Origin of the sequence: Nitratidesulfovibrio sp. SRB-5, from assembly GCF_019931275.1 — a bacterium.
Lineage (GTDB): Bacteria > Desulfobacterota > Desulfovibrionia > Desulfovibrionales > Desulfovibrionaceae > Cupidesulfovibrio.
On record NZ_JAIOTY010000002.1, the window covers coordinates 1,612,698 to 1,636,039 of the forward strand.

Sequence of the window (23,342 nt, forward strand, 5' to 3'; positions counted from 1 at the left end):
GGTGTCGCCCCATGCGCCGCGCCTTCACCCCGACCGGAGCCTTGCATGCCTCACAACATCGATCTCATCCTGACTCTTGCGGGCGGCCTCACCGCCGCGCTGGCCCTTGGTTTCATTACCCAGAAGCTGCGCCTGTCGCCCATTGTGGGCTACCTGCTGGCGGGCATGGTGGTGGGGCCGTATTCTCCCGGTTTCGTGGCCGACGCGGACACGGCCACCCAGTTCGCCGAATTGGGCGTGATCCTGCTGATGTTCGGGGTGGGGCTGCATTTTCATCTCAAGGATCTGATGGCCGTGCGTTCCGTGGCCGTGCCGGGGGCCATCGTGCAGATTGCCGCCGCCACGGTGCTGGGCATGCTGGCCACGCACTTCTTCGGCTGGTCGTGGACGGCGGGGGCGGTGTTCGGCATGGCCATTTCGGTGGCCAGCACCGTGGTGCTTACCCGTGTGCTGTCCGACAACCGGGCCATGCACACCCCTGTGGGGCACGTTGCCATCGGCTGGCTGGTGGTGGAGGACCTGTACACCATTCTGGTGCTGGTGCTGCTGCCCGCGCTGTTCCCGCCCGCCGCGGCGTCTGGCGCCCCTGTGTCGGTGTGGGCCACCCTGGGCACCACCACCCTGAAGCTGGGCGCACTGGTGGTGTTTACGCTGGTGGCCGGGCAGCGGGTGATTCCGCTGCTGCTGTCCTACGTGGCCCGTACCGGCACGCGCGACCTGTTCACCCTGGCCGTGCTGGTGCTGGCGCTGGGCATTGCCGTGGGGGCGGCGGAATTCTTCGGCGCGTCCATGGCGCTGGGGGCCTTTCTGGCGGGCATGGTGGTGGGGCAGTCCGAGTTCAGCGCCCGGGCGGCGGCAGAGGCGCTGCCCATGCGCGATGCCTTCGCCGTGCTGTTCTTCGTGTCCGTGGGCATGCTGTTCGATCCCGCCTCGCTGGCCACCGGCTGGCCGCTGATGCTGGTCACCCTGGGCATCGTGCTGCTGGGCAAGCCGCTGGCCGCGTTGCTGGTGGTGCTGGTGCTGGGCCACCCCCTGCGCAAGGCCGTTTCCGTGGCCGTGGCGTTGGCCCAGATTGGCGAATTCTCGTTCATTCTCGCCTCGTTGGGCACGGCGCTGGGCGTGCTGCCGCCAGAGGCGGGCAACGCCATGGTGGTGGCCGCCGTGGTGTCCATCACCATCAACCCCCTGTTGTACAAGGGGATCGAACCGCTGATGAAGGCGCTGGCGCGCCGGGGCATCGGCGTGGCGCGTCCGGCTGCCGGGGATGGCCCGGTGCCGGGGCCCGTGGATGATGCGCACCGCGTGGTGCTGATCGGCTACGGCCCGGTGGGCCGGGCCATTGCCCGCATCCTGCGCGACAACGACATGGACGTGGTGGTGGTGGAAATGAACATCGACACCGTGCGCGAACTGCACGAGCAGGCCGCGCGCGAGGCGCTGCCCCCGGACGCGCAGGATGCGGGCACCGGCGTCATGCCGGGTGGGGCCGGTGCGCCGGGTGGGGCCGGTGCGCCGGGCGCGCCTGAAGAAACCGTTGCCGGAGCCGCCAGCGCCGACGATTCCGGCGGCGTCGGTCGCGCGGGCCATGCCGAACGCCCCCTGCGGCCCCTGCATGCCGTGCACGGCGACGCAACCCAGGCCGAGATACTGCGCCATGCGGGCCTGGAAGAGGCCGAGGCGCTGATCATCTCCACGGCGACGGCGCCCGCGCGTGAAATCATCGAGGTGGCGCGCGGGGTGAACCCCAATGCGCGCATCCTCATCCACACTACCTACCTGCGCGAGGCAGAGGCCCTGCGCGCGGGCGGGGCCGAGGTGGTCTTTTCCGGCGAGGGGGCGGTGGCCCTGTCGCTGTCCACCTTCCTGCTGCGCGAGCTGGGCGCCACAGAAGAACAGGTGGAGGCCGAGCGCAGGCGCATCCGCCACGATTTCTGCTGAGCCCGCCTGCCGTCCGGATGGTGGTGTCATTTCCGCAGCCTGTTCCTGCCGGGGCGGACATGCCTGTCGCCGTCTGTCTTCCGGCGCGCGCGCCGCATGGGCCACGCGGTCCGGCGACCAGAAAAGCGTTGAAAAAAAAGGCCACGGCAGGTAGGTAAGTCACGTTTTGCGACCATAACGCCCTCCTCGCGGGGGCGTAACCTTCAAGGAGGCATCATGCTCTGGACCAACGTGGCGTACGCCATGGGCGCGGGTCAGTCGGCTGGCGGCGGGGCCAACCCCATCGCGTCTTTCGTGCCGCTGATTCTCATGTTCGCCATCTTCTACTTTCTCCTGATTCGCCCCCAGCAGAAGAAGGCCAAGGAACACAAGGCCATGCTGGAGTCCATCAAGAAGGGCGACAACGTGGTTACCGCCGGGGGCATCTACGCCCGCGTGTTCGAAGTGCAGGACGACGTGCTTGTGCTCGACCTTGGTGAAACCAAGATCCGCGTGGGCCGTTCTTTCGTCAGCGCGGTCATCGACCCCAAGGCGAAGAAGGAAGAAAAGAAGCCTGCCGACAAGAAGGCCGCCAAGGACGCGGACAAGAAGGAAGAAGGGAAGGACGGGCAGAAGTAGCCCCGTTTCCCTCGGCATGGGGCAAGCACGCGCGCCGTCGTTCAGGCTGGCGCCTGCTTGCCTTTTTGCCGTGAATGCGGCCGCGCGCCGCACCCGCGTGACATACAGCAACTCCAGGAGTCGCAATGAAAGAGGGTTTCCGCTGGAGACTCGCCGTGGTGCTGGCCGTGCTGCTGTTCGGCGTGGCCTACGTGCTGCCGAGCCTGCCGGGCATCAAGTCTTCGCCGTTGGGCCGGTTTCTGCCCGACAGCACCATAAGCCTCGGGCTTGACCTCATGGGCGGCATCCACCTGACGCTCGGCGTCGACGTGGACAAGGCCGTGGAAAACTCGCTGACCCAGATGGGCCAGGACATCCGCACCTCTGCCCGCGAGAAGGACGTCTTCGTCCTGCGCCCGCGCGTGCTGCCCGGCGACCGCATAGAGTTCGTGCTGGCCAAGGCCGAGCAGCGCGACGTGCTGGGCGAACTGCTGGCCAAGCAGTTCCATCAGCTCAGCGTTGCCGCGCCGCAGACCACCGATGACGGGCAGTTGCGCTACGTGGCCACCATGAAGCCGGAATATCGCAAGAACATCAGCGATATGGCGCTGGAACAGGCGGTCAAGACCATCCGCAACCGCATCGACCAGTTCGGCGTGGCCGAACCGGACATCCGCAAGCAGCAGGACAACCGCATCCAGATCCAGCTGCCCGGCCTGCACGACACCCAGCGCGCCATCCAGATCATCGGCCAGACGGCCCACCTGGAATTCCACATCGTGCGCGACGACGTGGATGCGGAAAAGGCCGCGCGCGGCATTCTGCCGCCCGGTACCGAAGTGCGGCCCATGATCCGGCGCGGGGCCGACGGCAGCCAGGCCGAAACCCCCGTGGTGGTGGACAAGGAAGCCGTGCTTACCGGCGAATACGTGGCCGATGCGCGCCCCGGCTTCGACAATTTCAACCAGGCCTACGTGATGCTGACCTTCAACAGCCGCGGCGCGGCCATGTTCGAACGCATCACCCAGGAAAACGTGCGCAAGCGCATGGCCATCGTGCTGGACGGCAAGGTCTACTCCGCGCCGGTCATCCAGGAAAAGATCGGCGGTGGCCGCGCCAGCATCACCGGCAAGTTCTCCACGGCAGAGGCGCAGGATCTTGCCATCGTGCTGCGCGCGGGTTCGCTGCCCGCGCCGGTGAGCGTGCTCGAGGAGCGCACCGTCGGTCCCTCGCTGGGCCAGGAATCCATCGACAAGGGCATCCTTGCCGCCGTTGTCGGCGGCGCGGCGGTGATGATCTTCATGGTGGTGTACTACGGCGTGTCCGGCCTTATCGCCGACGTCATGCTGTGCTTCACCGTGCTGCTCATCCTGGCGGGCATGGCTGCCTTCGGCGCCACCCTGACCATGCCGGGCCTTGCGGGCATCGTGCTGACCCTTGGCATGGCCGTGGACGCCAACGTGCTGATCTACGAACGCATCCGGGAGGAACTGCGCAGGGGGCACACGGTGCTTTCGGCCATCCACGAAGGCTTCGACCGCGCCACGCTGGCCATCACCGACTCGAACCTGACCACCATCATCGCGGCGGCCATCCTGTACCAGTTCGGCACCGGCCCGGTGCGCGGCTTTGCCGTCACGCTGTCGCTGGGCATCATCGCGTCCATGTTCACCGCCATCTTCGTCTCGCGCGTGATCTTCCATGCCTGGAAGGGCGGTTCGGGCGACAAACGCCTCAGCATATAGCGGAGGAGAACCACAATGGGTTTCTCGTTCATCCGGCATGATACCAATTACGACTTCGTGGGCATGCGCCACAAGGCGTACGTGATTTCCATCGTGCTCGTGCTCATCGGGCTTGCGTCCATGCTCTTCAAGGGCGGGCTGACCTACGGCATCGACTTCGCGGGCGGCGCCATCGTGCAGGTCAAGTTCGACCGGCCCGTGCATGACGACGACCTGAAGAAGAGCCTGGAAGGCGCCAATCTGCCCGGCCTTGCCGTGCAGCGCTTCGGCGAGGGCGAAACCGACTACCTCATCCGCATGTCGCATACGGATGAATCGGCCGAGGCCATCCGCACGGCCGTCACCGGGGCGCTGACCACCAACATCAAGGACGCCAGCTTCGAGGTCCAGCGCCTGGAAATGGTCGGCCCCAAGGTTGGCGCGGACCTGAAGAGCAAGGCCGTGGAAGCGCTGTACTACGCGGTGCTGCTCATAGCCATCTACATCTCCGGGCGGTTCGAGCGGCGCTGGATGGCGTCCGCCGTCATGGCGGGCACCCTGGCGGGCGGCATGTACCTGCTGGGCCTCGTCGGCGTGCCCCGGCTGTGGCTGGTGCCGTTCTCCCTGGTCCTCACGCTGGTGCTGTGCTGGAAGCTGCGGCTCAACTTCGCCCTGGGGGCCATCGTGGCCCTGGTGCACGACGTGCTCATCACCATGGGCGTGCTGTCCCTGCTGAACAAGGAAGTGGACCTGAACATCGTGGCGGCCATCCTGACGCTGGTGGGCTACTCGCTGAACGACACCATCATCGTCTACGACCGCATTCGCGAAACGCTGCGCACCCACCGCAAGGAATGGACCTACGCGCATATCATCAACGCCAGCATCAACCAGACGCTCAGCCGCACCATCCTGACGGGCGGCACCACGCTGGTGGTCATCCTGGCGCTGTACGTGCTGGGCGGCGGGGTCATCCACGACTTCGCGCTGACCATGCTGGTGGGCGTGTTCGTGGGCATCCTGTCGTCCATCTTCGTGGCAAGCCCGGTGCTGCTGCACTTCGGCATGCCCGAAGAGGAAAAGGAACCCGCGCCGCGTGTCGGACAGGAAGGGGCCGTGTAGACGGTCTTTTCCGGCAAGGATTGAAAAAGGAACGGGCGGCGCGCGAGTGCCGCCCGTTTTTTCATGTTATCATCCTCAATAGCGGCCGATTGCGTAAGAACTGCGTGAATATTGCGCCAAGGGTGCGGCACGCGATGCGTCCATGGGCGAGGCCGTGGCGCGGGGCTTGCGGACAAGGCGCGAATACGGTTGCTTTTTTTCGCCGACAGGCGTTATCCTACGGGTACTTGGAATCGTTTTGGCCCCGTGGAGGTGACATGAAGACAAGCCTGGTCGCAACGGCTCTTGGCGCGCTGCTGGCCTGTACGACGTGGATTCCGGTGGCGGTCAGCCCCGCCGTGGCCGCCGATGGCGCCGGGCTGTATGCCCAGTGTGCCGGCTGCCACGGAGAGGATGGCGGCAAGGCGGCCCTGGGGGCGGCGCGCCCCGTGAAGGGCCAGACCGCCGACGCCCTGTACGGCAAGCTCAAGGGCTACGCGGATGGCAGCTATGGCGGCTCGAAGAAGGCCGTCATGGCCGGTATCGCCAAAAAGCTTTCGGATGAGGACATGCGCGCTTTGGCCGCGCACATCGCCTCCTTCTAGACCGATTCGGCGGGTGCGCCCCGCGCGTTATCGGGTAAACCCGACATCACCAGAACAGGAGAACTCGCATGAAACGCATTCTTGTGGTCATGAGCATCTGTGCCGCCCTTGCCTTTGGCGTTTCCGCCGCCATGGCCGCCGATGGTGCGGCCCTGTACAAGTCGTGCGTGGGCTGCCACGGGGCCGACGGCTCCAAGCAGGCCATGGGCGTGGGCCACGCGGTAAAGGGCCAGAAGGCCGACGAACTGTTCAAGAAGCTGAAGGGCTACGCCGACGGCAGCTACGGCGGCGAGAAGAAGGCCGTCATGACCAACCTCGTCAAGCGCTACTCCGACGAGGAAATGAAGGCCATGGCCGATTACATGTCCAAGCTGTAGGAACGGGGCGATGCGCGTGCGCTTTCATTCCGCGACGGTTGCCGGTGTACGCGCGTTCGTCGCCACAGCCTTGCTGACCTGTCTGTTTGGCATGTGCGCCACGTGGGGCAGGGCGGCGGTTTCGACCGCCGTTCCGCCCCACGTTTTGTCTCCCGCTCTGCTGGCCGCCGCCGATGGTGCGCCGCCCGCCACGGCCGCTGCCGAGCCCGCCACGACCACTGCCGGGCATGACGGGCACGGCAGTGCCGCCATGCCCCAGGCTCTGGCGACCCCGGACGGAGGCGCGGGGCACGCGGGACACACCCCGGCGGATGCCGCCCCGGCGCAGGATTCCCATGCCGGACATGGCGCCGCAGAAACCGCCCAGCCCCCGGCAGAGCACGTGCACCCGGTGCCCCCGCCCACCACGGGCAAGCTGGGGCAACCCGGTCAGCCGATTCAGGCGATTCAGGCGGGGCAGGGCGCTTCGGGCGATCCATCCGCCCAGACTCCACTTGCAGGCGTTGACGAGCGCCTCGGCGACATCATCCCCGAGGGCATTCTGCTGCGCGACGAGTCGGGCAACCCCATCGACCCGCGCACCCTGATGGACGTTCCGGTGATCATCGCGCCCATCTATTATTCCTGCCCCACCGTGTGCAACATGCTGCAAAGCTCGCTGGCGCGGGTGCTGCCGCAGGTTTCGCTGCAACCCGGCAAGGACTACCGGGTGCTGTCCGTGAGCTTTGACGAGACGGACACCCCGCAACTGGCAGCGCGAAAGAAGCAGAACTATTTCGCGGCCATGAATTTCGCCTATCCGGAAGACGGCTGGCGCTTCCTGTCCGGCGACCTCGCGTCCATCAACAGGTTCATGGATGCCATCGGGTTCCGGTTCACCCGGCAGGGGCGCGACTTCATCCATCCCGTGGTGCTGGTGGTCACCGCGCCGGGCGGCAAGGTGGTGCGCTACCTGTACGGCCAGAATTTCATGCCCTTCGACCTGACCATGGCCGTCACGGAAGCCTCGCACGGCACCATCGGCCTGTCGGTGAAGCGCGTGCTGTCGTACTGCTTCACCTACGACCCGGAAGGGCGGCGCTATGTGTTCGACTTCATGCGCATAGCGGGAATGATCATCCTGTTCGGCGCGGCGGTGCTGCTGTTCGTGCTGGTGTGGGGCGGCCCGCGCAGGAAGGAACGCAAGGGCCCCGGAGGGCCTCCACCGCCCAAGGCGCCGCCGACAGACCCGCCTTCGTCAGGTTCATCGCAGGGATAGCCGCCGTTCCGGCGTGCGCGCCCCGTCCCGTTCATCGTCCATACGTCGTCCACTGCCCGCACCAGACACAGGAGACCATCGCATGAGCGCAGACGCGCACGACCACCCGAACTTCTTCCAGCCGTTGCCCGGCACGAAGGGCGGGATTGCCTCGTGGATTTTCAGCACCGACCACAAGCGCATCGGCATGCTGTACCTGTACTGCATCGTCGCCATGTTTCTGGTGGGGCTGACACTCGGCTTCCTGATCCGGCTGGAGCTCATCGCGCCGGGCCGCACCATCATGGGACAGCAGACCTACAACGCGCTGTTCACCCTGCACGGGGTGGTGATGATCTTCCTGGTGGTCATCCCCAGCATTCCCGCCGCGTTCGGCAACATCTTCCTGCCCATCCAGATAGGGGCGGAGGACGTGTCCTTTCCCCGGCTGAACATCTTTTCGTGGTGGCTGTACGTCACCGGCGCGGTGCTGGCCGTGGTCTCGCTGGTCACCGGCAAGGGCGCGCCCGACACCGGCTGGACCTTCTACGTGCCCTTCAGCGCGGTGACCACCACCAACGTGGACGTGGCCGTCGTTGCCGTGTTCATCCTGGGCTTTTCGTCCATCCTCACCGGGCTGAACTTCATCACCACCCTGCACCGGTTGCGCGCCCCCGGCATGACCTGGACGCGCCTGCCGCTGTTCTGCTGGTCGCTGTACGCCACCGGATGGATTCAGGTGCTGGCCACGCCGGTGCTGGGCATCACGGTGCTGCTGATCTTCGTCGAGCGCGTGCTGGGCGTGGGCCTGTTCGATCCCTCGCGCGGGGGCGACCCCATCCTGTACCAGCACCTGTTCTGGATCTATTCGCACCCGGCGGTGTACATCATGATCCTGCCCGCCATGGGCGTGATCTCCGAGATTCTGCCGGTGTTCGCGCGCAAGCCCATCTTCGGCTACAAGATGATCGCCTTCTCCAGCCTTGCCATCGCCTTCGCCGGGTCGCTGGTGTGGGCGCACCACATGTTCGTCAGTGGCATGAGCGACACGGCGGTGATGGTCTTCTCGTTCCTGACCTTCGTGGTGGCCATTCCGTCGGCCATCAAGGTCTTCAACTGGGTGTCCACGCTGTACAAGGGGTCCATCCGGGTGGAACCGCCCCTGTGGTACGCGCTGGCGTTCATCTTCCTGTTCTCCATCGGCGGGCTGACGGGCCTTGTGCTGGGCGCGGCGGGCACCGACGTGCACGTGCACGACACCTACTTCGTGGTGGCGCATTTCCACTACGTGATCTTCGGCGGGTTGGGCTTCGGGCTGTTCGGGGCCATGCACTACTGGTTCCCCAAGGTCTACGGGCGCATGTACAACAAACGCATCGCCAACTGGTCGTGCCTGATCGCCTTCGTGGGCTTCAACATCCTGTACTTTCCCATGTTCATCCTGGGGCTGCAGGGCATGCCGCGCCGCTACTACGACTACCTGCCCAAGTATGCCGAGGGGCACTTCATCTCCACCATGGGTTCGTGGGTGCTGGCGGCGGGGCTGCTGCTGATGTTCTGGAACCTGTGGCGGGGCATCCGCCACGGCAAGCCCGTGGGTCGCAATCCGTGGGGCGGGGCCACCCTGGAGTGGACGGTGCCTTCGCCGCCCCCGCACCACAACTTCGAGGCCGAGCCCGTGGTCACCCATGGTCCCTACGACTACACGGGGGTGAAGCCCGATGCATGAGCACCGCGACTATGAAGGCGCCAAGATCGGCATGTGGCTCTTCCTGTTCACGGAAGTGCTGCTGTTCGGCGGGCTGTTCCTGCTCTATGCCGTGTACCTGCACCGCTACCCGGCGGAATTCCACGCCGCGGGCAAGGATCTGAGCCGTATCTTCGGTACGGCCAACACCATTGTGCTCATTACCAGTTCGCTGTGCATGGCGCTGGCCATCAGCGCGCTGCAACGCGGCAAGGTGGTGCTTTCGCAGCGGCTGGTGCTGCTGACCGTGACCATGGCCGGGGTGTTCCTGGTGAACAAGTTCTTCGAATGGAGCGCCAAGATCGGCCACGGCATCTACCCCGACAGCCCCGCGCTGCTCAAGCTGCCGCCCGGCGAGATGGTGTTCTTCAACCTGTACTACCTGATGACCGGGCTGCACGGCATCCACGTGATCATCGGCGCGGCCGTGCTGATGTACGGCTGGCACCTGATGCGCGTGGGCCGGGTGACCCCGGAGCACTTCGTGTTCCTGGAAAACGGCGGCCTGTACTGGCACCTGGTGGACCTGGTGTGGATCTACCTGTTTCCGCTCTTCTACCTTGTGGTCTAGGGGGCCAGCATGACCGGACACGATACAGAGCACCACGCCGTCCCGGTGCGCACCAACATGCTGGTGTGGGCGGCCCTGATGATGCTGACCGCCATCACCGTGGGCGTCACCAGTTTCGACTTCGGCTTCCTGAACGTGGTGGTGGCGCTGAGCGTGGCCACCATCAAGGCGGGGCTGGTCATCCTGTGGTTCATGCACCTGCGCTACGAGGGCAGGGTCATCCGGCTGATGGTGTTCACGGCCTTCGTCATCCTTGCCATCGCCATCGGGTTCACCTTCTTCGACGTGGCCTACAGGTAGGTTCCCATGTATCCGCAATCGTTGACGCCCGTGCAGCAGGTGGACCTTGCGTTCACCATCATCTTCGGGTTTTCGGTATTCGTGCTGCTGGCCATCACTGCGGCCATGCTGTGGTTCGTGTGGCGCTACCACGAATCGCGCCACCCCGTGCCCGCGCAGTTTTCCGGCAACGTGCCCGCCGAGATTGCCTGGACGGTCATCCCCTCCATCATCGTCATGGGGCTGTTCTACTACGGTTGGGAGGGCTACAAGGCCCTGCGCACCGTGCCCAAGGACGCCATGGAGGTGAAGGTGACGGCCCGCATGTGGTCGTGGGTGTTCGAATACCCCGGCGGCAAGCGGGGCAGCGTGCTGGTGGTGCCGGTGGACACGCCGGTCAAGCTGAACATGACCAGCACGGACGTGATCCACAGCCTGTACGTGCCGGCCTTCCGCATCAAGATGGACACCGTGCCCGGCATGGAAACCTATGCCTGGTTCAAGGCCGACCGCCCCGGCGAATACGACCTGTTGTGCGCCGAATACTGCGGCCTGAAGCACGCCAACATGATCACCACGGTGAAGGTGGTGGACAAGCCCGCCTTCGATGCCTGGCTGGCCAGCACCGAGGCCCCCGGCGGCAAGGGCAGGGCGCTGATGGAAACCTACGGCTGTACCTCGTGCCATTCGCTGGACGGAACGCCCGGTGTCGGCCCCACCTTCAAGGACCTGTACGGCGCCGAGCGCGAGGTGGCCCTGCCGGACGGCACGAAACGCAAGGTGGTGGCCGACGAAGGCTACCTGCGCCGCGCCTTCACCGACCCCAACGGAGAGGTGGTGGCGGGCTACGACCCCATCATGCCGTCCACGGAAGGCATGGTGCCGAACGAGGACATGGAGCAGATGCTGGCGTGGCTGATGCACGGCAACGAAGTGGGCCGCGAGGAAGGCAGGCGGCTGATGGAGGCCGAGGGCTGCATCTCGTGCCATTCCACCGACGGCTCCATCATTGCCGGGCCTACCCTGAAGGGGCTGTGGAACGCACCCACCACCGTGCTGCGTGACGGCAAGGAACAACAGGCCACCGCCGACGAGGCGTACCTGCGCGCCAAGATCGCCAATGCGCCGTCACAGGGCACGGTGAAGGGGTTCGACCCCATGATGCCGCCGTATGACCACCTGACGCCGGAGCAGTTGGGGGCCATGGTGGAGTACATCAAGTCACTGGGCGAGCATTCGCATTGATGCAGACCGGCCTTTTGCGCGCAGGCTTCCGAACTGATGGGCGGGGAGCACCCTGCCGGAGAACACTGACGTATGCCCAGTCTGCATGACCTGCGCCTGCTGCTGCGCCTGAACGTGACCCTGATGGTGGGGGCGGCCACGGCGTTCGGCTTTCTGCTGGCCGTGCCGCTGCCCTTTGGCGGGGCCGCCGCCCTGTCCGTGGGCAATCCCGCTGCCGCGCTGGCCTGGGTGGTGGCCGGGGCCATGTTGCTGGCCGCCGCCTGCTCGGCGTGGAATCAGGCGCAGGAGCGGGACATCGACGCGCTGCTGCCCCGCACGGCGGGGCGTCCCCTGCCTGCCGGGCGCATGGCGCCGTGGACGGCCACGGGCATTGGCGCGCTGCTGTTCGTGGCGGCGCTGGGGTGTCTGCATGCGGCGGGAAAGTTGGCCGCATCGCAGGCGTACCTGCATGCCGGAAAGCTTCCGTACGCTGCCGTGTCCGGCGCCGGTTCGCCCGTGTCGGGTTACCCGGTGTCCGGTCTGTCGCTGCTGCTGGTGGGCGCGGGCATCGCCGTGGTCTACAACGGGGTGTACACCCCGCTGAAGCGCGTCACGTCGTTCGCCCTGCTGCCGGGCGCCCTGGTGGGGGCCATGCCGCCCCTGCTGGGCTGGATGGCGGCGGGCGGCGACCCGCGCGACCCCGTGGCCATCCTGCTGTACGGAGTATACGTGCTGTGGCAGGTGCCCCATTTCTGGCTGCGCGCCCAGCGCGAACGCATCCACTACGTCCGGGCAGGCCTGCCCGTTCCGCCCGCCCAGTTTGCCGCCGCGCGCTACGCGCGGCTGTTGCGGGTGTGGTACCACGCCTATGCCGTGGCCGTGTTGATGCTGCCCGTGTTTCCCCTGTTGCATGCCCCGCTGGTGCGTGCCGGGGTGGTCCTGCTGGGCGTGGCCCTGCTGGGAGTGTCGGCGCTGGCGCGGACAGGGCGCGGCGTGGAAGGAGACGCTGCGGAAATGACTGCGAGCGATGCGGGCACGACCCCACGCGAGTGTCTTGCCCTGCGCGCCGCCGATGCAGCCATGCCCGCGCTGATGCTGCTGTTGCTGCTGGACCGGATGCTGCCTTTGTTCTAACTACGGATACTACTACCTCTTCCCTCCACATCCGCACCGGGAGCCGCCATGGTCTGGATTCACCCCGTCCTGCAATTCGTCGCCACGCTCATCGGCCTGTACGCCATGTATTTCGGCTGGATACGCTTCCAGGCATCGCACATGGGGCGCAAGGTGGTCTTTCCTTGGAAGCCGCACGTCAAATGGGGCACCGTGGCCCTGGGAGTATGGGCGGCGGGTTCGCTGCTGGGGCTGGCCGTGGCCCGGCTGGCGTGGTCAAGCATGTTCATTACCGGCGCGCACGCCTGGGTGGGCCTGCTGATGGTGCCGCTGTGCGCGGTGGGCTACTTCACCGGCCAGCGCATGGACGTGGTGAAGAAGCGCCGCAAGCTGCTGCCGCTGGTGCACGGTGTCAACAACCTGCTGCTGGTGCTGCTGGCCCTGTGGCAGTTGTGGACGGGCATCGGCGTGGTGCGCATCTACCTGCTGTAGGCCGCAATCGTATCGCCGTGTTCACGCCCGGCGTGCGGCAGGCCCGGCCCGCCGCCACCGGGCGTCATGCATTGGCGGGGCGGTCGCCCGTGCGCCTGGCTGGCCGGAGACTGGACCAGATGTCGGGAATATCCGTCCACGCCACTGCTGCTGCGGGTCATTCCCCGCTCAGCCCGCCCGCGTGGCTGGGACTGATGCCGAAGTAGCGGCGAAATTCCCGGCTGAATTGCGAAACACTTTCATAGCCCACCATGCGCGCGGCCTCGCTGGCGCGCACGCCGTCCTCGCGCAGCAGGCTGCGCGCCTTGTTCAGGCGCACCCGCTTCAGGTACTGGATGGGCGAGAACGCGGTCACGTCCTTGAAGGCCCGGTGGAAGGTGGACGGGCTCATGTTCACGAACCCCGCCAACTGGTCCACGTTGAACGGCTCCGAAAAGTTGCCGTGGATCTGCTTCAGGGCCTTTTCGATGCGCGACATGTTGGTGTTCTTGGTGGCCAGCGCGTGCAGGGCCGCCGCATTCTCTCCGCACAGCACCCGGAACAGCAGTTCGCGCACCAGACCCGGGCCCAGCACCTGCGCTTCCAGCGGGCAGGATAGCGCCATCAGCAGGCGCAGCACCGTGCTCCTGAACGCGGCGTCGGCCTTGGCCAGAAACAGCCCCTGATGGGTGCACCCTTGCGTCAGCGACCGGTAGTCGATACGGTCTTCTATCTGACCTATGAGTTGGTTGAGCACGCCAAGGTCGATGTCCACGACCAGGGACAGCAACGGCTTTTCCGGCGTGGCCACGGCCTCGCATTCGGCGGCAATGGGCACGCTGAGGGCCAGGTAGTGGTCCTGGTCGTACTGGTAGACCCGACCGCCAAAGTGCACCAGCTTGGCCCCCTGGCCGAGAATGATCAGCCCCTGCTGGTACAGCAGCGGCGTGCGGTGGATGGAGCCGGAGGTTCTGTACAGCCCCACGCCGGGCAGGCCGGTTTCCGTCTTGCCCTCGCTGATGGCAAGCTTGCTCATGAGTTCTGCTATTTCAGGCATGTAGCCTCCAGTTCGGCGTGCAATCTGGGCCGCGCGCCGATTTCGGAAACGTAACAGCTTTGGTGCGTTTCTGCTATGGGTTGCAGGATCAGGCAAGATATTGGCAGGAATGTGCCTTCTCACCGGGGCATGGTCCGTTTATTCACGGAGCATCGAACATCCCCCGCGTTCGCCGGTCACATCGGCGGTACGCGGTCCGGATGGCGGCAGCGGCGGCCTTTTCCGCAAGAGTCCTCACGATTCCTTGCGGACGAGGGGAGCCGCAAAGGCCGCGTAACCGTGAACGGGCGCACCACGCCCGGCACCGAAGGAGCGAGACGTGCTGTACAGAACCATGCCCGGTAACGGTGACACGCTGTCGGCGCTGGGCTTCGGCTGCATGCGCCTGCCCATGCTGGACGGCAAGGTGGACGAGGCCCGCGCCATCGCGCAGATCCGCAGCGCCATCGATGGCGGGGTCAACTACATGGATACGGCGTGGCCGTACCACCACGGCGAGAGCGAGATCGTGCTCGGCAAGGCCCTGCGCGACGGCTACCGCGAGAAGGTGAAAGTGGCGACCAAGCTGCCCTCGTGGCTGCTGAAGACCCGCGCAGACATGGATCGCTACCTGGACGCGCAGCTGGAACGCCTTGGGGTTTCGAGCATCGACTACTATCTGGTGCACGCGCTGAACGGCCCCCTGTGGGACATAGTGCACGGCCTGGGCGTGCTGGAATTTCTGGAAGCGGCCAAGGCCGACGGGCGCATCGTCAACGCCGGGTTTTCGTTCCACGGGCTGGCGGAAGACTTCAAGCGCATCATCGACGCCTACCCCTGGGTGTTCTGCCAGATCCAGTACAACTACCTGGACGAGACCTATCAGGCAGGCACCGAAGGGCTGCGCTACGCGGCGGGCAAGGGCATCGGCGTGGTCATCATGGAGCCGCTGCGCGGCGGCAATCTGGGGCTGATCACCGCGCCGCCCGCCGTGCAGGCCATCTGGGACGAGTCGCCCGTGCGGCGCACCCCGGTGGAATGGGCGCTGCGCTGGATATGGAACCACCCGGAAGTGACCGTGGTGCTCTCCGGCATGAACGAGGAAGCGCACATCGCCGAAAACCTGGCCATTGCGGGCACCGCCGAGGCCGGGGCCATGACCCCGCTGGAACTGGAACTGGTGGCCCGTGCCAGCGCCAAGTACCGCGAACTGATGAAGGTGCGCTGCACCGGCTGCGGCTACTGCATGCCGTGCCCCATGGGCGTTTCCATTCCCATGTGCTTCGAGACGTACAACAAGATGCACATGTTCGGGAACATCGCGGAAGGCAAGTTCATGTACGCCCTGCGCATGAGCGGCGAGATCGGCAGCGAGGGCCCCGGTTACGCCTCGCAGTGCGTGGCCTGCGGCCAGTGCGTGGAAAACTGTCCGCAAAACATCGCCATTCCGGAAGTGCTGGCCGAACTGGCCGCCGAACTGGAAGGGCCGGACTTTGCCCAGTTGCAGGAAGCGGGGCGGCAGCTTCTGCGCCGCACCACGTAGGGGCGTTCCAGATGGCCTTTTTGTCCGTTGGCTGACCGACAAAACCTGACGCCGGGCGGCAGACATGGCTGACCGGTCTGGATGAAACGAACCCGGCAGGCCGGGGTGGACCATCCGCCCCGGCCCCGGATATGCTTTTGCCGGATGTGCTGTGGCCCCCGGACGTTCAGGTCCGGATGTTGATGCATACACGTTCTCATCGCCCGTTCCGTGCGGGCAGCGGTGGCCTAGGCCAAGAGGGATACCCGGCGTGAAGATACTGTTCTACGATTGCTTCGCGGGCATGAGCGGCGACATGCACCTTGCCGCGCTGCTGTCCCTTGGCGTGGAGCCCGACTACCTGCGGGCCGAGCTTTCCCGGCTGGGGCTGGACCACGAGTTCGAACTGCGGGTGACGCCCGGCATGCGCAAGGGCATTGCTGGCGTGCGCGTGGACGTGGCGCTGGCACACGAAGGCCCCGCTGACCAACAGGGCTGCGGGCAGGACTGCGAGCAGGGTGGCGGGCAGGGCGATGGACACGAGCATGGGCATCACCACCCGCACGGGCATGGTGACCATCATCACGCACATCACCACGACCACCGGCACGACCACCATCATGACCAGCCGCACGACGCGGAGCAGCATGCCGGGCACGGTCATGGCCATTCCCATCAGCCTGCCCATGCGCACGCGCATCATGCTTCCGAGCATGCGCACGCGCATCATGTCCCCGACCATGCGCACGCGCATCATGCTTCCGACCACGCGCACGCGCATAGTGCCCCCGACAACGACCATCATCATGCCCACGCGCACGGCCACCACCACCCGCCGCACCGCAACCTGCCGGGCATAGAGGCCATCATCACCGCCAGCACGCTGCCGGAGCAGGTGCAGCGCACCAGTCTTGCCATCTTTCGCAAGCTGGCCGAGGCAGAGGCCAAGGTGCACGGCAAACCGGTGGACGAGGTGCATTTTCACGAGGTGGGGGCCACCGACTCCATCGTGGACATCGTGGGCGCGGCCATCTGCTACCACCGTCTGGGCGTGGACGCGGCCTGGGCCTCGCCCGTGGAACTGGGCGGCGGCTTCGTGCGTTGCGCCCACGGGCTGATGCCCGTGCCCGCCCCGGCCACGGCGGAGATACTGTCCGGCATTCCCACCACGCGCGGGGCCACCCCGCACGAGACCACCACCCCCACGGGCGCGGCCATTCTGGCCACGCTGGTGTCCCGGTTCACCGCCGCGCCGCGCATGGCCGTGCAGCGCACCGGCTACGGCATCGGCCACCGCGATACCGAACTGCCCAACCTGCTGCGGGTGCATCTGGCAGAGGTGGATGCAACGCACGCTGGTCTGGCGGCTGGCGGTGCGTCCGCCACGGCATTCCCCGCCGCATTCGGTGCCGCGTCCGGTACCACATCCGGAATCGCAGCACCGCTGCCCACGGAACCCGCGCGCCTGCTGCAATGCAACATCGACGACATGACCGCCGAGCAACTGGCCGTGGCCATGGAGCAACTGATGGAAGCAGGCGCCATGGACGTGCATTTCACGCCCATCATGATGAAGAAGGGGCGGCCCGCCACCTGCGTTTCGCTGCTGTGCGCGCAGGACGAGCAGGAACGCTTCGCCCGGCTGCTGTTCCGGCACACCACCACGCTGGGCATCAAGAGCGTGCCCATCGACAAGCTGGTGCTGGAAACGCGCTTCGAGCGGCTGGAAACCCCGCTGGGTCCTGTAACCATGAAGCTGGCCCTGCTGGACGGCGAGGTGCTGCGCGCCAAGCCGGAACTGGAAGACTGCAAGGCGCTGGCGCGCCAGCATTCCATCCCGCTGGCCGATGTCTACCTTGCCATCGGCAAGGCCCGCACATAGCGCGACACGATTTCTGACAACAATACCGGCAGCGCCCGCGCGGCGCGCCGCCTTGACGGACGACGACATGGACAGGACAGACGCCCTGCGCGACCTGCTGGAAGGCATCCGCGCCGGCACCATCGATGTGGACAAGGGCATGTCGCAACTGCGCGACCTGCCGTACCTTGAAATGGGCCACACCCGCTTCGACATACACCGCAAGCTGCGCAACGGTTTTCCCGAGGTGGTCTACGGCGCGGGCAAGACGCCCGAACAGGTGGCGGAGATTTTTACCCGGCTGCGCGGCCTCAGCCATGTGCTGGCCACCCGCGTTTCGCCGGAAATGGCCGCGCACGTGCTGGCCGCCTGCCCGGAGGCCGCCTACAACCCCCTTGGCCGCACCCTGACCATGCTGCACGGCGAACTGGTCTTCAAGCCCGGCGAGATCGGCATCATCACCGCCGGAACCTCCGACCTGCCCGTGGCCGAAGAAGCCCGCGTGACCTGCGAGATGCTGGGCAGCAAGGCGTGGGTCATCTCCGACGTGGGCGTGGCGGGCGTGCACCGGCTGTTCGACCGGCTGGACGAACTGCGCAAGGCCCGCGTGCTCATCGTGGTGGCGGGCATGGAAGGCGCGCTCACCAGCGTGGTGGGCGGGCTTGTCTCGCAGCCGCTCATCGCCGTGCCCACCTCGGTGGGGTACGGGGCCAACTTCGCCGGGCTGTCCGCGCTGCTCGGCATGCTCACCTCGTGCGCCAGCGGCATCACCGTGGTCAACATCGACAACGGGTTCGGTGCGGCCTGCGCCGCGTGCCGCATCAACAACCTGTTTGCGTAATGCGTTTATTCTTGTAACCTTTGGACCGCTTAAGATTATTTTCCTTTGAACAGTTCCAGATTGCAATTCAATGAAATTGCTAAAGGGGGATGCCTGAAAGTGGTCTTTGACTATTTATCTGCTTTTCCCGTTCCGGCGAACGCTCTACCTTCACGTTTGAAGGAATTGCTAACGCCCGTTGGCATGTCCTTCAACCAGCGTGTTGAGGTCGCGAGTCTGTTCGAGGAAGATCCTTATGGGAATCATACTGAATATTTACATCTGCTGATGGCTGTGGTTCCTGGCGTTAGAAGCCGTCCGATAGGTGTGCTCTCTGAGGCTAGTGCTGGAGTTGTTCAAGGTTCTGTCCCAGATATAGGAAGACGTGGAGGGATGAGACGGTTTGTTCCATCTGCTTCAGGGTATGACTACATTGTTGCATCCTGCGGAAATGGGTCCTTCTATACATTTAGCCTCGCTGAGAAGGTTTGGATGGCCTTGGGCTTAACGCCACGTTGTTTAGGCAATGATCAGCAGCGTTTGATTTATGACGATCTTGCACTTCCAGAAGTTGGTGTTGCGGATGGTGTGGTGGCAAGTGATTTCCAATGGAATTTGAAGAAAAATGTTACATGGAAGATTTCAAATGAATACTTGCGTCGCTATCTATGGATGAGAGGCGCCCGTGGTGTGCGTATATTTTACTATAAAGCGCAACTTGTTGACTCTCCGGAGTTGCGCGCGCTCATGAATGGTCAATCGCAGGTTGTTCTCAAGCCACAAAATGAAATTGACTGGTATGAACTTGATATTAGAGAACACAGGCAGGGGCTTTTGCTACAAGTATGGGCTTCTGTTGAAGCAGTAATGCCGGAGCTTTGCCCTGAACAAACGGCACAAGGTATTCTGTGGCCTGGGTATGATCAGCCCATGACTCGGAAAATTGCGAATGCGATGATAAATGATGATCGCTTTGTATATTTGAAGGATTCATTTCTTGAGAGATATGAGCAAAATTCTTTTTATGATTCGACTCCATTTTTTAGTTATGAAAATTGTGATTGTAGTCCGTCTTACAGAGGGCAGTGGAGCTTTACTGAGTGCCGTAGGATTGGACGGAACCTGATCAGAGTTCCAATGCGCGAACTATACAAGGCAAAGCCTGACCGTGAGATCGTTCATGCAAGGTCTTTTGCGATTGACCCGGCTGATGTCGTAAATATTGATTTGAGCGAAGAGCATATTGCTTCGAAGATCAAGAGGTTTCTTGATGTCCTTCTGAGACTTGCAGATGCTTTGGCGGCTCTTGGGAAATATGTTGGGATAAATAAGACACCAAAGGATTTGATCGGGTTTGATCGTGAGGAAATTACTGCAAATGGCTGGAGATCATATCCTGTATTAAGTAGATTGGCTCAAGTTGCCCCTGTCGATATGTCTCAGCAGATGTTTTTAGCTCGCTGCAAAACTATTCATGAATTATATCAAAGTATTCCGAATGGATATCTTAAGAAGCTGTTGGTTAAAGCTGGGTGCCCAAAATCAGATATAGAGTCCCGCAGAAGTATCAAGTTGCTCCAAGCTCTTTTGAATATTGTTGCGCTGCTTAATGAACAAGATGAGTCCTGTGATGCTTTTGAGTCCAAGCAGGAAAGGGTTTGTTGGAGGACAGATAATGCCATTATGGCACCACTATTTCTCAATAACGACTTGAGAATTGCTGACGCTCACGAAGCTGCTGATAAGTGCTTGATGGCTTTGGAGCGCATGGGTTTTGATGTCGCTGGCGTTAGTGCTGGCTATGGAAAGGCACTCGATTTTGTTGTCGATCGAGTGATATTCTCGTTAAATACTATGTGTTGTGCCATAGAAAGTCTGTTGCTTTCTGAGTAGGATGTTTAAGGGTGTGGTTGAATGCGGATTTCAGAGCCGCATTCGTTCGCAGGATGGCGATTTTGCCAGCAGGATGCGTAGAAAATCTTACAACCCTCTGCTCTGAACGCCTAATCCACCCGGTAATGACACCCCAGGCTCTGCTTGTTCCGCAGCGCAGCCATGGTCACCATGTACGCGGATTTCCACATGCCGACCGCGTACATGGTGGCGCGCTTCAGTCCACCCGGTAATGACACCCCAGGCTCTGCTTGTTCCGCAGCGCGGCCATGGTCACCATGTACGCGGTCTGGCAGCCGTGGAACAGGTCCACGAGGGGTTTGGAGAGCGGGGTGCGCTTGTAGAAGTCGTGCAGGTGCCGCGACAGGTCGCGCAGGTCTTCGAAGGCGCGTTGCAGGCGGCTGCGGGTGCGGGTGATGCCCACGTAGTTCCACATGGTGTGGCGGATGGTGGCCCAATCCTGCGCGATGAGGGCCGGGTCGTCGTTGCGCTCGTCGCCGGAGGACTGCCAGTCGGGGATGGAGTCGCGCAGGCGCTTGCCAAGGCCGCGCTGGGCGCCGGAGCGCCTGGCGATGTCCTCTGCGGCGGCGCGGCCCCACAGCAGCGCTTCGAGCAGCGAGGTGGAGGCAAGACGGTTGGCGCCGTGCACGCCGGTGCAGCTGCATTCGCCCACGCTGTACAGCCGTTCCAGGGTGGTGCGGCCCGTCAGGTCGGTAAGGATGCCGCCGCAGAAGTAGTGTGCGGCGGGCACCACGGGGATCAGGTCGCGCCGGATGTCGATGCCCAGTTCCATGCACCGGGCAAAGATGGTGGGAAAGCGCTCCGAAGGGTCCTGCTCCATGTGGCGGGCGTCCAGGTACACGCATTCCTCGCCGTTGCGCAGCATTTCCTCCACGATGGACCGGGCCACGATGTCGCGCGGAGCCAGGTCGGCGCGGGGGTCGTAGCGTTCCATGAAATGCTCGCCGCTGCCGTTCACCAGCCGCCCGCCTTCGCCGCGCATGGCCTCGGTGACCAGGAACCGGCGCGAACTGCGGTGCAGCAGGGCGGTGGGGTGGAACTGCACGTACTCCAGGTTTTCCGTGCGTACGAAGGCGCGGCTGGCCATGGCGACGCCGGATCCGATGCAGGCCGGGCTGTTGGTGGTGTGCAGGTACACCTGCCCGATGCCGCCGGTGGCCAGCACGGTGATGTCCGCAAGGATGGTTTCCACCCGGCGCAGTTGCTCGTTGAAGACGTAGGCCCCCACGCACTGGTTGTTGAGCTGGTAGCGGAATTCGTTGTTGCGGGCGTGGTGATGGCTGGTCAGCAGGTCGACGGCGGTGCGTTCCGACAGCACGCGGATGTTGGGGGCGTCATTCACCGCCGCCATCAACCCGTCCATGATGGCCCGCCCGGTGTAGTCGGCGCAGTGCAGGATGCGGTGCGCCCCGTGGCCACCTTCCATGGTCAGGTCCCATTCGCATTCGGGGGTGCGCCCCTTGGCGAAGGGAATGTGCAGCCGGTCCACAAGGATGTCCTGCACGGCCTTGGGGCCGTTGCGGGCAATGTGGCGCACCGCGCGCAAATGGTTGTGGCGGTGCCCGGCGATGAGGATGTCGCTTTCCAGTTGGCGGGGGTCGCCGTCGCCCGCGCGGAACACGATGCCGCCCTGGGCCAGGGCGGAATTGCCGCTGTCCAGTTGCTGGCCGCTGTTGATGAGCGTCACTTCCATGCCCTGGTCGGCCAGGGTGAGCGCGGCGGTGCACCCGGCGATGCCCGAGCCGATGACCAGAACCGGGGTGTGCAGGCGGTAGGTGGAATTGTTCATGGCGCGTCCCTTGCGAACTGGCGGCGTGGGGGATGTGGTGGGTGTCCGTGTGCCGGGCCTTGCGTCTGCCGGGGGGATACCCGGTGCGCATGGGGCGGCTGGCGCGGGCGGGAAAAAATCGGGCCGAAACTGGCCGCAACTGGCCGGAACTGGCCGCAACTGGCCAGAACGGGCCGGAGTTGAGCGGAACTGACCAGAGCTGAGCGGAACTGGCCGGGTCGCGCCGGACAGGACATGAGCGTGGCTCGCCGGGTCACGTCAGGCCGGGTCGGGTCGGGCCGGGCCGGACACAGGATGCTTGTCGGCCCGCGCGGCGCCCGTGTATCGGCGGGCATCGCGCGGGCCGCTGTTCATCTCTACGCCCGCTCAGGCACAGGCGTCCAGCATGCGTTGCAGGGCTGCCTTGGCGGGTTCGTGCAGGTCCATGGGTACGGTGACCGGGGCTTCCGTGCCCGCCGCCACGCCCTCCAGGGTGTGTAGCAGCTTGGGCTCGGTCACGCGGGCCATGTGCGAACAGGCGCTTTCCAGCAGGGGCAGCACGGTCAGCCGCCCGGCATGCTGGCGGGCCAGCCGCCGCACGAGGTTGATTTCCGTACCCACGATGACGGTGGCGCCGTCCGGGGCCGCTTCGGCAAAGCGGATGATGGTGGTGGTGGACCCGGCGGCATCGGCGGCGTTGACCACCTCTGGCGAACATTCCGGATGCACCACGATGCGGCAGCCGGGGTGCGTGGCGCGGGCCGTTTCCATCTGGCGCAGGTTGAACCGGGCGTGGATGGCGCAGCAGCCGGGCCAGATCAGCAGCTCCGCCCGGCGGGCCTCGGCAGTCAGCACGTCTACGCCGAAATTGGCGGCACGTACGTCCAGCATGTGCCGTTTGTTGTCGGGAATGCCCAGCAGGTTCGCGGTGTTGCGGGCCAGGTTCTTGTCCGGCAGAAACAGCACGGCGTCGCCTTGGCTGCGGGTCCATTCCAGCATGGTGCGCGCGTTGGCGGAGGTGCACACCGCGCCGCCGTGCCGCCCCACCACGGCCTTAACGGCCAGCGAGGTGTTCACGTAGGCCAGCGGCACCACCTTGCGGCCATCGGCCTGAAGGGCGCGCAGCACCGCGTCCACCCGTTCCGCCGGGGCCATCTGGGCCATGACGCAGTTGGCGGAATGCTCCGGCAGGTACACCTTCTGGCCGGGCCGCGCCAGCAGGGCTGCGGATTCCGCCATGAAGTACACCCCGCAGAACACGATGCTGGCGGCGTCCGTGTCGGCCACGCGGCGGGCCAGTTCCAGCGAGTCGCCACGCAGGTCGGTGTGCCGGATGACCGATTCGTGCTGGTAGTGGTGGCCCATGATGGTCAGGTCGGGGCCGAGCGCGGCGCGCAGCGCGGCGATGCGCTCTTTCTGGGAGGGCTGTGCGGTCAT

The 23,342-nt window shown here is 64.7% G+C and carries 20 protein-coding genes; 17 read left to right on the forward strand and 3 right to left on the reverse strand.

The window, feature by feature from the left end:
• Positions 1–45 precede the first annotated feature (45 nt).
• The 13 genes from K6142_RS13980 to K6142_RS14040 all read left to right on the forward strand — a co-directional run bounded on the left by K6142_RS13980 (position 46) and on the right by K6142_RS14040 (position 13,005).
• Positions 46–1,938, forward strand: coding sequence for a cation:proton antiporter (locus K6142_RS13980; RefSeq protein WP_223380905.1), 1,893 nt, complete (start codon positions 46–48; stop codon positions 1,936–1,938).
• A 216-nt stretch (positions 1,939–2,154) separates the two neighbouring features.
• Positions 2,155–2,556 (forward strand): preprotein translocase subunit YajC, encoded by a 402-nt coding sequence (gene yajC, locus K6142_RS13985; RefSeq protein ID WP_190245078.1) that lies wholly within the window; start codon positions 2,155–2,157, stop codon positions 2,554–2,556.
• A gap of 125 nt (positions 2,557–2,681) precedes the next feature.
• On the forward strand, positions 2,682–4,280 hold the full coding sequence (gene secD, locus K6142_RS13990; RefSeq protein ID WP_190245079.1) for a protein translocase subunit SecD: 1,599 nt from the start codon (positions 2,682–2,684) through the stop codon (positions 4,278–4,280).
• Positions 4,281–4,295: 15 nt separating this feature from the next.
• Positions 4,296–5,381, forward strand: a complete 1,086-nt coding sequence (gene secF, locus K6142_RS13995) for a protein translocase subunit SecF (protein ID WP_190245080.1) — start codon at positions 4,296–4,298, stop codon at positions 5,379–5,381.
• A gap of 257 nt (positions 5,382–5,638) precedes the next feature.
• Positions 5,639–5,965, forward strand: coding sequence for a c-type cytochrome (locus tag K6142_RS14000; protein ID WP_190245081.1), 327 nt, complete (start codon positions 5,639–5,641; stop codon positions 5,963–5,965).
• A 68-nt stretch (positions 5,966–6,033) separates the two neighbouring features.
• Positions 6,034–6,342, forward strand: coding sequence for a c-type cytochrome (locus tag K6142_RS14005; RefSeq protein WP_012611687.1), 309 nt, complete (start codon positions 6,034–6,036; stop codon positions 6,340–6,342).
• Positions 6,343–6,592: 250 nt separating this feature from the next.
• Complete coding sequence (locus K6142_RS14010; RefSeq protein WP_223380906.1) at positions 6,593–7,600, forward strand: SCO family protein; 1,008 nt, start codon at positions 6,593–6,595, stop codon at positions 7,598–7,600.
• 82 nt (positions 7,601–7,682) lie between these two features.
• Positions 7,683–9,308, forward strand: coding sequence for a cytochrome c oxidase subunit I (gene ctaD / locus K6142_RS14015; RefSeq protein ID WP_190245083.1), 1,626 nt, complete (start codon positions 7,683–7,685; stop codon positions 9,306–9,308).
• Positions 9,301–9,897, forward strand: coding sequence for a cytochrome c oxidase subunit 3 family protein (locus tag K6142_RS14020; RefSeq protein WP_012611684.1), 597 nt, complete (start codon positions 9,301–9,303; stop codon positions 9,895–9,897). The genes ctaD and K6142_RS14020 overlap by 8 nt, the downstream gene beginning before the upstream one ends.
• 9 nt (positions 9,898–9,906) lie before the next feature.
• Positions 9,907–10,197, forward strand: a complete 291-nt coding sequence (locus tag K6142_RS14025; protein ID WP_012611683.1) for a cytochrome C oxidase subunit IV family protein — start codon at positions 9,907–9,909, stop codon at positions 10,195–10,197.
• Between the two features lie 6 nt (positions 10,198–10,203).
• Positions 10,204–11,421: a cytochrome c oxidase subunit II gene (gene coxB / locus K6142_RS14030; RefSeq protein WP_190245084.1), complete on the forward strand. Its 1,218-nt coding sequence runs from the start codon at positions 10,204–10,206 to the stop codon at positions 11,419–11,421.
• Positions 11,422–11,493: 72 nt separating this feature from the next.
• A complete protein-coding gene (locus tag K6142_RS14035; protein WP_190245085.1) occupies positions 11,494–12,534 on the forward strand; it encodes a UbiA family prenyltransferase in 1,041 nt (346 codons plus the stop codon).
• 48 nt (positions 12,535–12,582) lie between these two features.
• Entirely contained in the window at positions 12,583–13,005 is a 423-nt protein-coding gene (locus tag K6142_RS14040; RefSeq protein WP_190245086.1) for a DUF4079 family protein, read from the forward strand.
• A gap of 157 nt (positions 13,006–13,162) precedes the next feature.
• Here the strand turns inward: K6142_RS14040 and K6142_RS14045 are convergent, their stop codons facing one another.
• Positions 13,163–14,020, reverse strand: a complete 858-nt coding sequence (locus K6142_RS14045; RefSeq protein ID WP_411722708.1) for an AraC family transcriptional regulator N-terminal domain-containing protein — start codon at positions 14,018–14,020, stop codon at positions 13,163–13,165.
• Between the two features lie 340 nt (positions 14,021–14,360).
• On the opposite strand from K6142_RS14045, the gene K6142_RS14050 reads away from it, so the two are divergent.
• The 4 genes from K6142_RS14050 to K6142_RS14065 all read left to right on the forward strand — a co-directional run bounded on the left by K6142_RS14050 (position 14,361) and on the right by K6142_RS14065 (position 20,116).
• Entirely contained in the window at positions 14,361–15,563 is a 1,203-nt protein-coding gene (locus tag K6142_RS14050; protein WP_190245088.1) for an aldo/keto reductase, read from the forward strand.
• A gap of 250 nt (positions 15,564–15,813) precedes the next feature.
• A complete protein-coding gene (gene larC, locus K6142_RS14055) occupies positions 15,814–17,424 on the forward strand; it encodes a nickel pincer cofactor biosynthesis protein LarC (protein WP_190245089.1) in 1,611 nt (536 codons plus the stop codon).
• A gap of 67 nt (positions 17,425–17,491) precedes the next feature.
• Positions 17,492–18,244: a nickel pincer cofactor biosynthesis protein LarB gene (gene larB / locus K6142_RS14060; RefSeq protein WP_190245090.1), complete on the forward strand. Its 753-nt coding sequence runs from the start codon at positions 17,492–17,494 to the stop codon at positions 18,242–18,244.
• Positions 18,245–18,304: 60 nt separating this feature from the next.
• Complete coding sequence (locus tag K6142_RS14065) at positions 18,305–20,116, forward strand: hypothetical protein (RefSeq protein ID WP_223290365.1); 1,812 nt, start codon at positions 18,305–18,307, stop codon at positions 20,114–20,116.
• Positions 20,117–20,333: 217 nt separating this feature from the next.
• On the opposite strand, the gene nadB is transcribed toward K6142_RS14065, so the two are convergent.
• Complete coding sequence (gene nadB / locus K6142_RS14070) at positions 20,334–21,926, reverse strand: L-aspartate oxidase (RefSeq protein ID WP_190245091.1); 1,593 nt, start codon at positions 21,924–21,926, stop codon at positions 20,334–20,336.
• Between the two features lie 366 nt (positions 21,927–22,292).
• The gene (gene nadA / locus K6142_RS14075) at positions 22,293–23,342 is read right to left on the reverse strand and encodes a quinolinate synthase NadA (protein ID WP_190245092.1); all 1,050 of its coding nucleotides are present in this window, start codon (positions 23,340–23,342) and stop codon (positions 22,293–22,295) included.

Coding starts and splice junctions, on each gene's coding strand:
- K6142_RS13980 (WP_223380905.1), top strand. CDS start 46: ATGCCTCACAACATCGATCTCATCCTGACTCTTGCGGGCGGCCTCACC.
- larB (WP_190245090.1), top strand. CDS start 17,492: ATGGACAGGACAGACGCCCTGCGCGACCTGCTGGAAGGCATCCGCGCC.
- ctaD (WP_190245083.1), top strand. CDS start 7,683: ATGAGCGCAGACGCGCACGACCACCCGAACTTCTTCCAGCCGTTGCCC.
- K6142_RS14035 (WP_190245085.1), top strand. CDS start 11,494: ATGCCCAGTCTGCATGACCTGCGCCTGCTGCTGCGCCTGAACGTGACC.
- K6142_RS14005 (WP_012611687.1), top strand. CDS start 6,034: ATGAAACGCATTCTTGTGGTCATGAGCATCTGTGCCGCCCTTGCCTTT.
- yajC (WP_190245078.1), top strand. CDS start 2,155: ATGCTCTGGACCAACGTGGCGTACGCCATGGGCGCGGGTCAGTCGGCT.
- K6142_RS14020 (WP_012611684.1), top strand. CDS start 9,301: ATGCATGAGCACCGCGACTATGAAGGCGCCAAGATCGGCATGTGGCTC.
- K6142_RS14040 (WP_190245086.1), top strand. CDS start 12,583: ATGGTCTGGATTCACCCCGTCCTGCAATTCGTCGCCACGCTCATCGGC.
- secD (WP_190245079.1), top strand. CDS start 2,682: ATGAAAGAGGGTTTCCGCTGGAGACTCGCCGTGGTGCTGGCCGTGCTG.
- K6142_RS14000 (WP_190245081.1), top strand. CDS start 5,639: ATGAAGACAAGCCTGGTCGCAACGGCTCTTGGCGCGCTGCTGGCCTGT.
- secF (WP_190245080.1), top strand. CDS start 4,296: ATGGGTTTCTCGTTCATCCGGCATGATACCAATTACGACTTCGTGGGC.
- K6142_RS14010 (WP_223380906.1), top strand. CDS start 6,593: ATGCCCCAGGCTCTGGCGACCCCGGACGGAGGCGCGGGGCACGCGGGA.
- K6142_RS14045 (WP_411722708.1), bottom strand. CDS start 14,020: ATGAGCAAGCTTGCCATCAGCGAGGGCAAGACGGAAACCGGCCTGCCC.
- K6142_RS14025 (WP_012611683.1), top strand. CDS start 9,907: ATGACCGGACACGATACAGAGCACCACGCCGTCCCGGTGCGCACCAAC.
- coxB (WP_190245084.1), top strand. CDS start 10,204: ATGTATCCGCAATCGTTGACGCCCGTGCAGCAGGTGGACCTTGCGTTC.
- nadB (WP_190245091.1), bottom strand. CDS start 21,926: ATGAACAATTCCACCTACCGCCTGCACACCCCGGTTCTGGTCATCGGC.
- nadA (WP_190245092.1), bottom strand. CDS start 23,342: ATGACCGCACAGCCCTCCCAGAAAGAGCGCATCGCCGCGCTGCGCGCC.